Source organism: Candidatus Pelagibacter sp. Uisw_090, assembly GCF_047717845.1.
Lineage (GTDB): Bacteria > Pseudomonadota > Alphaproteobacteria > Pelagibacterales > Pelagibacteraceae > Pelagibacter.
The window spans coordinates 1,249,644-1,262,752 of sequence record NZ_CP159810.1 but is presented as its reverse complement, the minus strand read 5'-3'; the positions used below and the strand labels follow the sequence as shown (position 1 = coordinate 1,262,752).

Genomic DNA, 13,109 nt, shown 5'->3' with positions numbered 1-13,109 from the left:
ATGGAATTCAATAAACAAAATATACTAAATAAAGTAAAAGAAGCACAACAATCAACAGTAGCAATGGATGAGGGCTTAAGAGCCTACATGTTAAAAGTCTACAACTACATGGCTTCTGGTATTTTGTTAACAGGACTTATATCTTTAATATTTTTCAAACTATCTGTAGTAACAGATGCTAACGGATCAATTACATCATTAACAAGCCTAGGAAACACAATATTTCTTTCAGGTTTCAAGTGGGTGGTAATGCTAGCTCCTCTTGGAATAGTTTTTTATATGAGTGCTAGGATTAATAAAATGTCAGCATCAGCTGCCCAAACAACATTTTGGGTTTTCGCATCTTTAATGGGGCTATCACTATCTTCAATATTCTTAGTTTATACTGGAGCGAGTATCACTAGAGTGTTCTTTATTACCTCTATTACTTTTGGTTCAATGAGTATTTATGGTTACACAACTAAAAGAGATCTTACAAAATTAGGATCATTTTTAATGATGGGCTTAATTGGTATTATTGTTGCATCAGTTGTTAACATGTTCTTAAAATCTTCAATGATGGATTTTGTAATCTCAATTTTAGGTGTATTAATTTTTGTAGGCCTTACTGCTTATGACACTCAAAAAATTAAAAACATGTATGTATCTAGCGATACTGGTGAGTTGATGAGTAAAAAAGCTTTAATGGGTGCTCTAACTCTTTACCTAGATTTTATAAACCTATTTATAATGTTGTTGAGATTATTTGGTCAAAGACGATAATTAAAACTTAATAGATTTTACTAAATTAAATAAATCATTTTTAGTTTCATCACATTTTTTCCAACAACCAGAAGTAATTACGTATTCTTTTTTTTTATATAAAAATATTATTTGTTGGGTGGTAACACCCTCCACAAAAGAACTATCATTCTCTCTATACATGCTCCAATCTGCAAACAAAGGCTGATCATGCATTCTACATTCTTTAAGTTCCACTTTTCTTTTGCCAACTTTTCTTTCAATTTTTAAAATTTTCTTACATTGTTTTAAAACTTTTTTTTTATTTATTTTATAATTTTCATTAAAAACTAAGATATTAATATTATTTAAAGAGTGACTTGAAAAATTATAAAGCAATTCTATACTTTGATTTTTTAAACGTTGTTTTGCTAAGTTAATTTGTGTTTTTATAAGTGGATCTTTGTTTGAATGACTATAGACATCATAAAGATTATTTTTATTAAATATTACGTAACCTTCTGGTAACTCAAAGGTAAAATTTTTAATACTAATAAACTGCTCTGCTTTTGCAGCACCCATTATTAAAAAAAAAATTATTATAAATCTTATTAATATACTTTTCACACTAAGTAATATTAGAAATGAAATTATTAGACCAATTACTATATTCAGAAATTGTAATTGCACTTGGTTCAATAAAAATTTTTCTTCGATCATTTTTTGAAGTTTTTTTTATTAGATAGCCAGCTTCAGTTGATTCACTTATAAAATCTACTACAGTTCTTCTTGAGGCATATTTTTCTGTAGCCAAAATAAGTGCTTCAATGGGAATTGGTTCTTTTTTTAGATATTCTAATATTACAGTTAACCAAATAACATACCCATAACCCCCACGTGATCTGAAAAATTTTATTGATTTTTGGGAACTATCTTCTTGGAATTCACTGAGTAAAAATTTAGCTAAGTTAATCATAAAATTTAAACTTAAATGATTAAAAAAAATTAATAAATACAATTCTTGTACTTATTACTGTTAATTTAAGGGAATTAAGTCTTTTTAAATTAACTCTAATTATAAATCCGAGTAATTATTGCATGTAATAATTTCCCTTTTAAAGAATTGTTTTTACAATTAACGTTTTATAATGAAAACTTTATCTAAAATTTTAGCAATTTTATCCTTACCTTTAATACTAAGCGCATGTGGAGGTGGAGGTGGAGGTGCCGGTGGTGCGGCTAGCTACACAGTTCCTTCTTGTACAGATAGTGGAACTCGAGATACAGAATATTTATTCATGGGAAGCTATGGAGATGGCAGTAATGGTCTAACAAGAGTTTGTGCAAGTGCGGCTTACGCAAGAGATGCTACAGGGGATGGAATAAAAGTTGCAGTACTTGATACTGGTATTACAGTTAATGGAAGCAATGCAGTATTTCATACTGAGCTAGATGCGAATGTTACATCTTTTACATCAGGAAGTGATTTGATTGGTACTGACAATGTTCCAAATGATGAAAATGGACATGGGAGTCATGTAGCAGGAATTATCGCGGGAGAAAATAATGGGTCAGGTTATCATGGGGTTGCTTATGATGCTACCTTATATATTTATAAAGTTTTAAATGATAGCGGCTCGTCAGTCGGAAACTCTGTTGCTAGTGGTATTACAAAAGCTAGAGGTGATGGTGTTGATATAATGAATTTAAGTTTAGGTGATAGTGGCGTAATTGGAACAACATGTAATACTGCTGCTGAATGTGAGACTTCTTTAGGATCAACATTATATACAGAGTTAGAGGCCTCAGGTGATGCAGGAAAAATTTTAGTTTGGGCTGCAGGTAATGCTGGAAAGTCAAGTCCTTCAGTTATGTCAGGAGCTGCAATTTATGATGATGATTTTAAAGAGACAACAGTTATCGTCGTGGCATCAGGTACTGATGGTAAAATTGGAACTACTTCGAATGGGTGGTCTAGTGGTGGATCAAATAAATGTGGCATAGCAGCTGAAATTTGCATAACTGCTCCTGGCACCCTTTTATATTCTGCATTATTAGACAGTAATTCTCAAGCAACAGCATTGACAGGAACTTCAATGGCTGCACCAATGGTTTCAGGAGGTTTAGCATTAATTAAACAAGAATTTTCAAGTCTAACAAATGCTCAAGTTGTTGATAGATTATTTGCAACAGCTACAGATACAGATGAATATTCACAAGGTACTATTTATGGTCATGGTATGATGAATTTAAGTGCTGCTACAGCTGCAGTAGGAAGTCTTCAAACAATTGGTGGTGGCAATTTATTAGATGACTCTAATACTAGCTATTATGATTTAGTTGATAATAATTTTACTAGTAGTGCTTCATTTTCTAATGCTTTAATTAATGCTTTAGCAGGTCAAACAATGCAAGTTTATGATAGCTTTGATAGAGCAAACTTTGAAACAAATGTAAGCAGCTTTTTTACTTCAGGAAGTTATACATCTCAAAATACTGTTGAAAACCATATGGCAAGACTTCAGCCAAAAAATAAAGAAAAAGTAAAACATAAAAATCTTTATGGAAACTTTACGATGGAAGTTGATGGCAATTATCTTCAAAGTTCAATGTTCCAGTCAGCAGGAGACTTCTTGGCTTTAGGTTATAATCAATCAACTAATAGCTTTGAAAATGCCGTAGACCCATTATCTGATTTCTTTAATGATAGTAATTTTGGTAATAACTACCTAGTTAATCCTTATTTCCATACAGGATCAGGACAAGACTATTTTATGTCATTTAATAGCAATAGTAGCTTTGGAATGGACACATTCACCAACGCAAATGGAAATGATTTAGGACTAGCATTTAATTTAAATCCTTTATCTTCAACAAATAGTGATACAAAAAATGCAGGTGATTTACAAATAGTACTAGGTACAAATTATGAGCAAAATAAATTTTTAAATTCATCATCAACAGGTGCCTTTGCTACTGGTGATATGTCGAATACAAACTTTACTGGAGTTAAATATAAGAAGAACTTAGGTGATGATTTCACTTTTGTTGGTTCTGGATTTGCTGGATATACTCATATCGATAAAGCATCAAATTCATATATTGATAAATCAACACCTCTATTAACTAGTACGTTTACATTGGGTTTAGCTAAATCTAATTTTATTAAAAAAGATCAAAGAATAGGTTTTTTTGTTAATCAACCTCAAAGAGTTGAGGATGGTAGTTTAAACTTAAGAGTTCCAACTTCATCAGATAGAGACAGAACAGTGACTTATAGCAACTTAAACGTTGATTTAGAGCCTGATGCTAGACAAATTAACTATGATATTATCTTTCAAAAGGCTGTCACAGAAACGTCTAATTTAAGTGCAAACTTAACTCATGTTCAAAATGGAGACCACTCAAATAGTTCAACAAATCAAAACTTTATTTCTTTATTCTATAAAAAGACTTTTTAAATTGTTAATTAATAAATTAGCAATCTTCTCAAGTTTATTTTTATTTTCTTGTTCTAGTTATTTAATTCAAGCTGAAGAGATAAAACCTGAAAATGTAAAATGTGGATCTAATAGTGGTATAGCGTTTTTTGAAAAAAATGGATCATTTACCCCGGATAATAAAGATTTTAATTATAAATTAGGGCTTATTGATAGTAATTTAGGTAAAAGTGATTTTAATTTTTTATATATTTCAAAACCTCAAAGTTCAGGAGGGTATATTTTGGAAGTAGAAAAAATTATTAAAAAAAAAGATAAGCATCGAATATATTTTAAAGAAAATAAACCACCTGAGGGATCCGCAAGTATTGCAGCAATAACTGCAACATACTGTTTTTTAAAAATAAATAATTTAAATACAGTAGAAGTATTTACTAAATAAGCTTAATTTTTAAGCTTCTTCCAATTAGTGTTATTTAGCAACGCTTCTAGATCAAATGAGTTTTTTAAAACTTTACCGTTAGTATCTGTAATTAAATATTTCAGATTTTTATTACTTGGTTTAAAGTTTTTACAAATTTTATACAAAGCATTCTCGGCAGCATTTTTAAAGACGCTAAAACTCACTTGTCTAATGGAGATGTTTAAACCATAATCCTTCCAAGACCCTGCAGAAACCATTTTTGCATATAAGTCTAAAATAACCTTAAGCTCATTTTTTTCAAAAAATTGTTTTTCTTCTATTTGATTGTGAGGATTATTAATGACTAGTTTTAAGTTTCTATTCATCAAGCTTGTGTTTATTAATCAATGATATCTGAAATGCAGTAAAGACAAGAGTTATTGGTAACATTCCCCATACCTTAAAGTTGACCCAAAACTCTTCAGTTTGCGTTCTCCACACACACTCATTTAAGATCGCAAGACCAAAGAAAAAATACATCCATCTTTTGTTTAGTAACTCCCAACCAATATCAGTTAAGGCAATTGATTTACCCATAATTTTTTTAAGAACGGGCTCTTTTGTAAAATATTTTCCAAAAAATAAAGCAAGAGCAAATAATATATTTATGATTGTTGGTTTAACATAAAGAAAAACAGGATCATTAAAATAAATTGTCAGACCACCAAAAAAAGTAATTAAAATACCGCTTATTAAAGGCATCATAGGTATTTTTTTTTCAAGGAACCAAACCACAACTAGCGCTATTAATGTTGCAACTATAAGTGGTGGGATAGCAACTGCTAAATTTTTATCATTATTATAATAATAATAAAAAAATATAGCTAAAGGCCCAAAGTCTGTTGTAAATTTAAGAAATGATTTATTCACTTGACAGATATTAACATAATAAAAAAACATTTATATTTTTTTTATTGATTTTTATTTTTAAACCCCCATATTAATAGGTATGGAAATTCAAAAAGCTAAATTCTCAATAGGAGATATTGTAAAACATAAACATTTTGAGTTTAGAGGTGTAATTTATGACGTGGATTTCGAATTTAACAATTCTGAAGAATGGTACCAATCTATTCCAAAGAATGTTCGTCCAAAAAAAGATCAGCCTTTTTATCATTTACTTGCTGAAAATGATGAAATTACTTATGAAGCCTATGTTTCACAGCAAAATCTTCTTATGGATGATTCAGAGGACCCTATTAAACACCCTTTAATTGAAGAGATTTTTTCTGGTAGAAAAGGCTCTAGCTACTTTAAGCCCTCTAATTAATTCTTTTTTCTAACACAATTAACTCAAATCTTGGACACAGATTGTAGTTATATTTACTTATATTCTGGTCAAGAGTGTTAAATAACGTTTTTATCATTATTAACTCCCTCTACATTCTTGATCAGGATAACTTTCCATAATAAAAATTAAATTATCTTTTTTTAATATATATAATTTAAAAATGTTTAAATCTTTTGAGCCTAATAAAATTTTTGCAATCACTTCTAAGGCACCAAAGTATGTTTTGTTTTTATTTATTGTTGTTTTAACAATTGGTTTGACTGAAGCGCTTATTCTGTCTCCTGAAGACTATAAACAAAGTGATGCAGTAAGAATTATGTATGTTCATGTTCCAGCTGCATGGATATCACTTGGAATATTTTCAAGTTTAGCCTTGTTATCTGTTGGTAGTTATGTTTTTAAAAATAAAAATTTTGCTTTAATTGGCAAAAGTTTAGCACCTTCAGGATTTGTTTTTAATATTATTGCATTAGTTACAGGGTCAATTTGGGGTAAACCTACTTGGGGAACTTGGTGGGCTTGGGATGCAAGAATAACTTCTATGTTAATTTTAGCTTTGTTCTATGGAATGTATTTGTTGGCTTGGAGAATTTATGAGAATAAGGAAAAGGTAATAAAAGTCACCTCTTTAATTGCGATTTTGGGAGTTGTAAATATTCCCATAATTAAATTTTCTGTTGATTGGTGGAATACACTTCATCAACCAGCTTCAATTAATATCTTATCTAACAACACGGCAATTCACACGTCAATGCTGATCCCATTGGGCATTATGACTGCGGCATTTGCCCTTTTTTCATTACTCATTTTTTTGATGAAATATAATACTGAGCTGATAAAAGTTAAAAATAAAGGATTAGATAGATTATGATAAATGAAATAATTTCAATGAATGGATATGGAGCTTATGTATGGTCTGCTTTTTCATTTACATTGATTAGTTTTACAGCTTTATATTTTGTAACTAAATTACAACTTTTAAAAGAGCAAAAAAGATTTGCTTCTAAGTTTGGTTCTCTAAATGTGGAGAAAGCTAGAGCTGCAAGATCACAAAATATTAATAGAGAAATACTATCCAATACATCAAATATTTAACTAATAGACCATGTATGGTAAAAAGGTTAAATTACGATTTATATTCTTAGCTTTAATTTTAGCCTCAGTAATTTTAATAGTTTTTTTAATTTTACAATCATTAAAAGAAAACGTTGTATACTTTCAGTCTCCATCAGAAATAAAATCTTTAATAGAATTAGACAAAAAGAAGATAAGAATAGGAGGGATGGTTAAAGAACAGTCAGTTTTTATAAATTCTAATGAAGTTAATTTTATTATTACTGATTTTAAAAACGAGATTAATGTTATTTATTCAGGAGCTGTTCCAAATCTATTTGCTGAAGGAAAAGGAGTGGTTGCTGAAGGTTTTTTAAAGGATAAAAATTATTTTTTAGCTACTAAAATTTTGGCAAAACATGATGAAAATTATATGCCTCCAGAAGTTAAAGAAGCTATAGGAGATAAATAAATTGCTGGCTAATCAGATAGGTTACTATTCTTTAATTTTAGGGCTACTGCTTTCAGTTTTACTTTGTGGTGTTTCAATTAAAGACCTTAATAGTAGCAGTAAGCAAATTAACCAAAATATACTATCCTTATCTCTTCTGCAGTTAGTTTTTGTAATTGTAAGTTTTTTGAGCTTAATTTTGTCTTTTATAAACTCAGACTTTAGCAATGAGACTGTTTTTAATAATTCGCACACAACCAAACCATTATTTTATAAAATTTCAGGAACATGGGGAAATCATGAGGGAAGTCTATTGTTATGGTTATTAGTATTAACTTTATTTATTTTTCTATTTTTAATTAAATCAAGAGAACAGCCTAAAAAATATAGAATTCTAACTTCACTATTTCAGCAAGTAATAATTATCGGATTCTTTTTATTTGTATTAACAACATCCAATCCATTTAATTATTTATTTCCAATCCCTACAGAAGGTCTTGGTCTTAATCCAATTTTACAAGATCCAGCTTTAGCAATTCATCCACCAATTCTATATTTAGGTTATGTTGGTACATCTATAATATTTTCATCATCACTTGCAGCAGTTACTCAAAACTATATTTCAAAAGAATGGGGCCAACATATTAAAAAATGGGTTTTAGTCTCTTGGATTTTTTTAACTATAGGAATTATGCTTGGATCAATTTGGGCTTATTATGAGCTAGGATGGGGAGGTTTTTGGTTTTGGGACCCAGTTGAAAATGTTTCATTAATGCCATGGCTAGCGTTAACAGCATTATTGCACTGCATTATAGTATTGGAGAGAAGGGCTGCACTAACATCTTGGGTAGTTGTGTTATCTATTACAACATTCACCCTAAGCATGTGTGGAACCTTCTTGGTTAGATCTGGAATATTAAATTCTGTACATACATTTGCAAATGACCCTGCAAGAGGGATTTTTATATTAATTTTTTTATTTGTTTTAATTGTTTTGTCTTTAGGAATATTTTTTTTCTTTCATAAAGAAAGTAATAAAAACTCAAGTAATTTTTTTTGGCTTAGCAGAGAAACCTCAATCTTAATAAATAATTGGTTTATGATGTATTTTTTATCTGTTATTTTAATTGGTACAGTCTATCCAATTTTCCTAGACGTAATATCTAGTGAAAAAATATCAGTAGGGCCTCCCTTTTATCACAAATTAATAGCCCCTTTTTTAATACCATTTTTATTGTTCATGTCTCTTGGACCAAGGCTTAAGTGGATCAAATCAAAAATTGAAAATAAAAATTCACTAGTTATTACTTTTATAGTTTCAGTATTGTTAACATTTTTTATAGTTAAAAATTTGACAACTGACTTACTTTTTTACAGTATTTTAGTTTCATCAGCTTTTTTTCTATTCTTCACAACTTTGAAAGAATTTTTTACAAAAAAATTTAATAATATTTCTCAAACGATAGCGCACTTTGGTTTTAGTTTGTTGATATTAAGTATTTTATTTAACAGCATTTTATCCTCAGAAATTATAACCAACATAAAAATTGGTGAAAAATATAGCTATGTAAATGGTGAAATTTTTTTTAGAAAAACTGAAGAAAAAAAAGAAAGTAATTTTAATTCCATCATTGCTTATTTTGAAATAAAAGATGAAAATGGGAAAATTACTAAATTAAGACCTGAAATTAGAATTTATAATCAACCTATAATTATTACCAGTGAAGCAGATATAAAAACAACATTATTAGAAGATAAGTTTCTAGTAATGAATCTTGTAAAGGGTAATGAATATTTTAATATTAGATATCAAGTAAAGCCATTTATGATTTGGATTTGGATTTCAGTCTTGCTATTAAGTCTTGGTGGATTAATGAGTTTATTTAAAAAAAGATATGAAAAATAAGTTTAGCTTATTTATTATAATTACAGTTTTATGTTTTTGTTTTGTTATTTTTTACAAAGGACTAAATAATTCAAACACGTATGAACCTACAATTAAGGATAAAAAATATATACCTAACTTTGAAGCAATAGATTTTGATTCAAATATTTATATTGATTCAAAGAAAATTTTTGAAGAAGATACTTTTTATATAGTAAATATTTGGGCCTCTTGGTGTGTCCCGTGTAGGTTGGAACATCCTCTACTGATGGGATTAGGTAAAAATAAATCAGTTAAATTAATTGGTGTAAATTATAGAGATAACTTAGGTAATGCCAAAAAATTTATTAATGAATTTGGAAACCCTTATTCTCGAATTATAATTGATAATGACGGAACTTTGAGTGTTGAGTTTGGAGCTTATGGTGTGCCAGAAACATTCATAATTGATAAAAATAAAAGAATTATAAAAAAGTTTATAGGTCCAATTAATAAAGAAATAGTAGAAGAAATTAAATTGATTATTAAATGAAAATTTTAAAGATATTTATGATTATATTTTTATCAATTGGTTTTTCTCATCTAAAATCTGATGAAAAAAACAACGAATTGAAAAGTAAAATTTTAAAAAATATTCGATGTTTAATTTGTCAAGGGCAATCTGTTTATGATTCAGAATCAGAGTTTGCTTCTAGTATTAAACTAATTGTGGATAAAAAAATTAATGAAGGATTAAAAGAAGATCTAATATATAAATTTTTAAGAGAAAAGTACGGTGACTGGGTAATTTATGATCCAGGATTAAACAAAAAGACCTATTTTCTATGGTTATTACCGTTATTGTTATTTTTGTTTGGTGGTGCAATAATATATAAAAAAATAACAACCAATAAAAATAATAAAATTTAAATGAAGTATTATAAATATTTTTTTATCACTTTTTTTGCCCTACTTTCTTCAATAGTAAATTCAGAAGAAAATAGTTCTAAGTTTAATGTTTATTCAGGAATGTTTGATTTCAGTGATATTGGTAAAAAATCAACATTGATTGGTTTTCAGCATCAAAATGAAGATTTAAATAGAGATACATTTTTAGGCAATCTTTCTCCTATAACTGGAGCTTTAGTTACGGCAGATTCTGCAGCATATGTTTATACAGGTGTACAAGCACAATATACATTGGGTAAAATTAATTTTACTCCTAGTTTTGCTCCAGGACTTTATAGTAAAGGTAATGGAAAAGATCTTGGGCATGTCCTGGAGTTTAAAAGTGAACTTCAAATTTCATTAGACTTTTTTAGCAGCAGCCAGCTTGGCTTCTCTTATAACCACCTTTCCAACGCTAGTTTAGGAACTAAGAATCCAGGGGCAAATAGCTACATGTTTAATTTCTTTAAATCATTTTAAATTAAAATAATGAATTTAAAAGATTGTTATAACTTCAGTGACTTTAGAAGATTAGCAAAAAAAAGATTACCTTCTCCAATTTTTCACTACATAGATGGTGGGGCAGATGATGAGTCAACATTAAGAAGAAATACAGAATCTTTTAATGATTGTGATTTAATTCCCAATGTTCTAGCTAGTGTCGGTAAACCTGATCTTTCAACAACTATTTTTGGGAAAAAAATTGACATGCCAATTTTTCTCTCACCGACTGCAATGCAAAGACTTTATCATCATGAAGGAGACAGGGCATCTGCAAGAGCTGCTGAAAAATTTGGAACTTTTTATAGCATGTCTACTATGGCTAATAATACAATTGAAGATATTTCAGCTGTTTCAAATGGGCCAAAATTATTTCAACTTTACGTTCATAAAGATCAGTCAATAACAGATGATCTAATCGATAGATGTAGAGTGTCTGGCTTTAATGGTATGTGTTTGACAGTTGATACATTAGTTGCTGGAAATAGAGAAAAAGATCATAGAACTGGATTTACTACCCCTCCAAAACTTACTCTTCAAAGCTTAATGAGTTTTGCTATGAGACCTGAGTGGGTATTTAATTATTTTACTCATAAAAAATTTGAATTATCTAATGTTAAAAACAAAACAGATAAAGGAACAAATATTTCAAAATCAGTTATTGAATATATTAATGAACAATATGATCCGGCCATGAATTGGAAAGATGCAGAATATTGTGTTAAAAAATGGAACGGTCCATTTGCTCTTAAGGGAGTGATGTCAGTTGAAGACGCAAAAAGAGCAATAGATATTGGATGTACTGCAATTATGATTTCAAACCATGGAGGCAGACAATTAGATGGCTCAAGGTCACCCTTTGATCAAGTTAATGCAATTAGAGAGGCTGTTGGAGATAAATTGGAGATTATTTTAGATGGTGGTGTAAGACGTGGAACTCATGTTATAAAAGCTTTAGCAGCGGGTGCAACAGCATGTAGTTTTGGAAAAATGTTTTTATTTGCATTGAGTGCTGGGGGTCAACCAGGTGTAGAACGTCTATTGCAAAATATGCATGATGAAATTAATAGAAACATGATATTAATGGGTTGCAAGAATTTAAATGAATTAGATAGTTCAAAGCTAATTTATAGAAATAATTTTAATACTTATTAAAATTAGATATAAAAAAAATAAATTAAATTAAATAAATTAATAATATAGTTAAGCTTATTATGAAACTAGCAAAAAATTTACAAAGACTAGGAACTGAATCTGCATTTAGTGTGTTAGCTGAAGCAAAAAAATTAGAAGCACAAGGAAAACCAATGATCCACCTAGGTCTAGGTCAACCTGACTTTAAAACACCCCAACACGTAGTAGATGCAGCAAAAAAAGCATTAGATGAGGGTCATCATGGATACGTTTTATCAAACGGAATTTTAGAGTGTAGACAAGCTGTTACAAGAAAAATTAAAAAACTTTATAATAAAGATATTGATCCTGAAAGAGTATTGATAATGCCAGGTGGAAAACCAACAATGTATTATGCAATACAATGTTTTGGTGAACCAGGTGCAGAAATTATACATCCAACACCTGCATTTCCAATTTATGAATCAATGATTAATTATACGGGCTCAACAGCAGTTCCTTATGATCTAACAGAAGATAAAGACTTAAAATTTGACCCAGAAAAAATTCTATCTTTAATTACGGATAAAACTAGATTGTTAATAATAATTAACCCAAACAATCCAACGGGAAGCTTTGTTGAAAAATCTGTAATTGATGTATTAGCAGAAGGGTTGAAAAAATATCCACATGTAGCAATCCTTAGTGATGAAATTTATAGTAGACAAATTTATGATGGAAAAGAAATGCCAACATTTTTTAATTATCCCGAACTTCAAGATAGATTGATTGTTTTAGATGGTTGGAGCAAAGCCTACGCAATGACTGGATGGAGAATGGGTTGGAGTGTGTGGCCAGAAGAATTAATACCACATGTAAATAAACTAATTATTAATAGTGTTTCATGTGTTAATGCGTCATCACAATTTGCAGGAATTGCAGCTTTAGATGGACCAGATGATCCAATCCATGAAATGATGGTGAAATTTGACCAAAGAAGAAAATTAATACACAAAGGTTTAAATAATTTAACAGGAGTGGAATGTAGTTTACCTGGGGGTGCTTTTTATGCATTTCCAAAAGTAATAGGAACTGGGATGAATGGTTCAGAGTTTTCAAAAAAATGTATGCATGAAGCAGGAGTGGCAATAGTACCGGGGACAGCTTTTGGTAAAACTTGCCAAGATTACGTAAGATTTAGCTTTGCAGCGTCACAAGACAACATATCTAACGCATTGGAAAATATAAAAAAAATGCTAGGTTAA

17 protein-coding genes are annotated in these 13,109 nt (G+C 29.5%); 13 read left to right on the top strand and 4 right to left on the bottom strand.

What is annotated here, in order from left to right; translation table 11 throughout:
- Entirely contained in the window at positions 1 to 762 is a 762-nt protein-coding gene (locus ABXT58_RS06905) for a Bax inhibitor-1/YccA family protein (protein ID WP_415303922.1), read from the top strand.
- On the opposite strand, the gene ABXT58_RS06900 is transcribed toward ABXT58_RS06905, so the two are convergent.
- Complete coding sequence (locus tag ABXT58_RS06900) at positions 763 to 1,347, bottom strand: hypothetical protein (protein WP_415303921.1); 585 nt, start codon at positions 1,345 to 1,347, stop codon at positions 763 to 765.
- A 1-nt stretch (position 1,348) separates the two neighbouring features.
- The gene (locus ABXT58_RS06895) at positions 1,349 to 1,696 is read right to left on the bottom strand and encodes a hypothetical protein (RefSeq protein ID WP_415303920.1); all 348 of its coding nucleotides are present in this window, start codon (positions 1,694 to 1,696) and stop codon (positions 1,349 to 1,351) included.
- Positions 1,697 to 1,868: 172 nt separating this feature from the next.
- Here ABXT58_RS06895 and ABXT58_RS06890 point away from each other — a divergent pair, with 172 nt between their 5' ends.
- Entirely contained in the window at positions 1,869 to 4,181 is a 2,313-nt protein-coding gene (locus tag ABXT58_RS06890) for a S8 family peptidase (RefSeq protein WP_415303919.1), read from the top strand.
- 1 nt (position 4,182) lies between these two features.
- Positions 4,183 to 4,602: a protease complex subunit PrcB family protein gene (locus tag ABXT58_RS06885; RefSeq protein WP_415303918.1), complete on the top strand. Its 420-nt coding sequence runs from the start codon at positions 4,183 to 4,185 to the stop codon at positions 4,600 to 4,602.
- 2 nt (positions 4,603 to 4,604) lie between these two features.
- Here the strand turns inward: ABXT58_RS06885 and ABXT58_RS06880 are convergent, their stop codons facing one another.
- Both ABXT58_RS06880 and ABXT58_RS06875 read right to left on the bottom strand, forming a co-directional pair.
- A complete protein-coding gene (locus ABXT58_RS06880) occupies positions 4,605 to 4,949 on the bottom strand; it encodes a DUF2794 domain-containing protein (protein ID WP_415303917.1) in 345 nt (114 codons plus the stop codon).
- Positions 4,942 to 5,493: a septation protein A gene (locus ABXT58_RS06875; RefSeq protein WP_415303916.1), complete on the bottom strand. Its 552-nt coding sequence runs from the start codon at positions 5,491 to 5,493 to the stop codon at positions 4,942 to 4,944. The genes ABXT58_RS06880 and ABXT58_RS06875 overlap by 8 nt, the downstream gene beginning before the upstream one ends.
- 79 nt (positions 5,494 to 5,572) lie before the next feature.
- Here ABXT58_RS06875 and hspQ point away from each other — a divergent pair, with 79 nt between their 5' ends.
- The 10 genes from hspQ (at position 5,573) to ABXT58_RS06825 (ending at position 13,109) form a co-directional block, all read left to right on the top strand.
- A complete protein-coding gene (hspQ, locus tag ABXT58_RS06870) occupies positions 5,573 to 5,893 on the top strand; it encodes a heat shock protein HspQ (protein ID WP_415303915.1) in 321 nt (106 codons plus the stop codon).
- A 181-nt stretch (positions 5,894 to 6,074) separates the two neighbouring features.
- A complete protein-coding gene (ccmC, locus tag ABXT58_RS06865) occupies positions 6,075 to 6,785 on the top strand; it encodes a heme ABC transporter permease CcmC (RefSeq protein ID WP_415303914.1) in 711 nt (236 codons plus the stop codon).
- Positions 6,782 to 7,009 (top strand): hypothetical protein, encoded by a 228-nt coding sequence (locus ABXT58_RS06860; protein WP_415286356.1) that lies wholly within the window; start codon positions 6,782 to 6,784, stop codon positions 7,007 to 7,009. Before ccmC ends, ABXT58_RS06860 begins: the two co-directional genes overlap by 4 nt.
- Positions 7,010 to 7,019: 10 nt before the next feature.
- Positions 7,020 to 7,439: a cytochrome c maturation protein CcmE gene (gene ccmE, locus ABXT58_RS06855; RefSeq protein ID WP_415303913.1), complete on the top strand. Its 420-nt coding sequence runs from the start codon at positions 7,020 to 7,022 to the stop codon at positions 7,437 to 7,439.
- 1 nt (position 7,440) lies between these two features.
- Positions 7,441 to 9,324 carry a heme lyase CcmF/NrfE family subunit gene (locus tag ABXT58_RS06850; RefSeq protein ID WP_415303912.1) on the top strand — a complete coding sequence of 628 codons (1,884 nt, stop codon included), beginning with the start codon at positions 7,441 to 7,443 and terminating at the stop codon, positions 9,322 to 9,324.
- Positions 9,314 to 9,835, top strand: coding sequence for a DsbE family thiol:disulfide interchange protein (locus ABXT58_RS06845; protein ID WP_415303911.1), 522 nt, complete (start codon positions 9,314 to 9,316; stop codon positions 9,833 to 9,835). The genes ABXT58_RS06850 and ABXT58_RS06845 overlap by 11 nt, the downstream gene beginning before the upstream one ends.
- 17 nt (positions 9,836 to 9,852) lie before the next feature.
- Entirely contained in the window at positions 9,853 to 10,212 is a 360-nt protein-coding gene (locus ABXT58_RS06840) for a cytochrome c-type biogenesis protein CcmH (RefSeq protein WP_415303910.1), read from the top strand.
- The gene (locus ABXT58_RS06835; protein ID WP_415303909.1) at positions 10,213 to 10,710 is read left to right on the top strand and encodes an acyloxyacyl hydrolase; all 498 of its coding nucleotides are present in this window, start codon (positions 10,213 to 10,215) and stop codon (positions 10,708 to 10,710) included.
- Between the two features lie 9 nt (positions 10,711 to 10,719).
- The gene (locus ABXT58_RS06830) at positions 10,720 to 11,886 is read left to right on the top strand and encodes an alpha-hydroxy acid oxidase (protein ID WP_415303908.1); all 1,167 of its coding nucleotides are present in this window, start codon (positions 10,720 to 10,722) and stop codon (positions 11,884 to 11,886) included.
- Between the two features lie 59 nt (positions 11,887 to 11,945).
- Entirely contained in the window at positions 11,946 to 13,109 is a 1,164-nt protein-coding gene (locus tag ABXT58_RS06825) for a pyridoxal phosphate-dependent aminotransferase (RefSeq protein ID WP_415303907.1), read from the top strand.

Bases quoted from the DNA above. Each gene is read 5' to 3' on its own strand.
- ABXT58_RS06905 (WP_415303922.1), top strand. From the start codon at position 1: ATGGAATTCAATAAACAAAATATACTAAATAAAGTAAAAGAAGCACAA.
- ABXT58_RS06895 (WP_415303920.1), bottom strand. From the start codon at position 1,696: ATGATTAACTTAGCTAAATTTTTACTCAGTGAATTCCAAGAAGATAGT.
- ABXT58_RS06890 (WP_415303919.1), top strand. From the start codon at position 1,869: ATGAAAACTTTATCTAAAATTTTAGCAATTTTATCCTTACCTTTAATA.
- ABXT58_RS06880 (WP_415303917.1), bottom strand. From the start codon at position 4,949: ATGAATAGAAACTTAAAACTAGTCATTAATAATCCTCACAATCAAATA.
- hspQ (WP_415303915.1), top strand. From the start codon at position 5,573: ATGGAAATTCAAAAAGCTAAATTCTCAATAGGAGATATTGTAAAACAT.
- ccmC (WP_415303914.1), top strand. From the start codon at position 6,075: ATGTTTAAATCTTTTGAGCCTAATAAAATTTTTGCAATCACTTCTAAG.
- ABXT58_RS06860 (WP_415286356.1), top strand. From the start codon at position 6,782: ATGATAAATGAAATAATTTCAATGAATGGATATGGAGCTTATGTATGG.
- ccmE (WP_415303913.1), top strand. From the start codon at position 7,020: ATGTATGGTAAAAAGGTTAAATTACGATTTATATTCTTAGCTTTAATT.
- ABXT58_RS06845 (WP_415303911.1), top strand. From the start codon at position 9,314: ATGAAAAATAAGTTTAGCTTATTTATTATAATTACAGTTTTATGTTTT.
- ABXT58_RS06840 (WP_415303910.1), top strand. From the start codon at position 9,853: ATGATTATATTTTTATCAATTGGTTTTTCTCATCTAAAATCTGATGAA.
- ABXT58_RS06835 (WP_415303909.1), top strand. From the start codon at position 10,213: ATGAAGTATTATAAATATTTTTTTATCACTTTTTTTGCCCTACTTTCT.
- ABXT58_RS06830 (WP_415303908.1), top strand. From the start codon at position 10,720: ATGAATTTAAAAGATTGTTATAACTTCAGTGACTTTAGAAGATTAGCA.
- ABXT58_RS06825 (WP_415303907.1), top strand. From the start codon at position 11,946: ATGAAACTAGCAAAAAATTTACAAAGACTAGGAACTGAATCTGCATTT.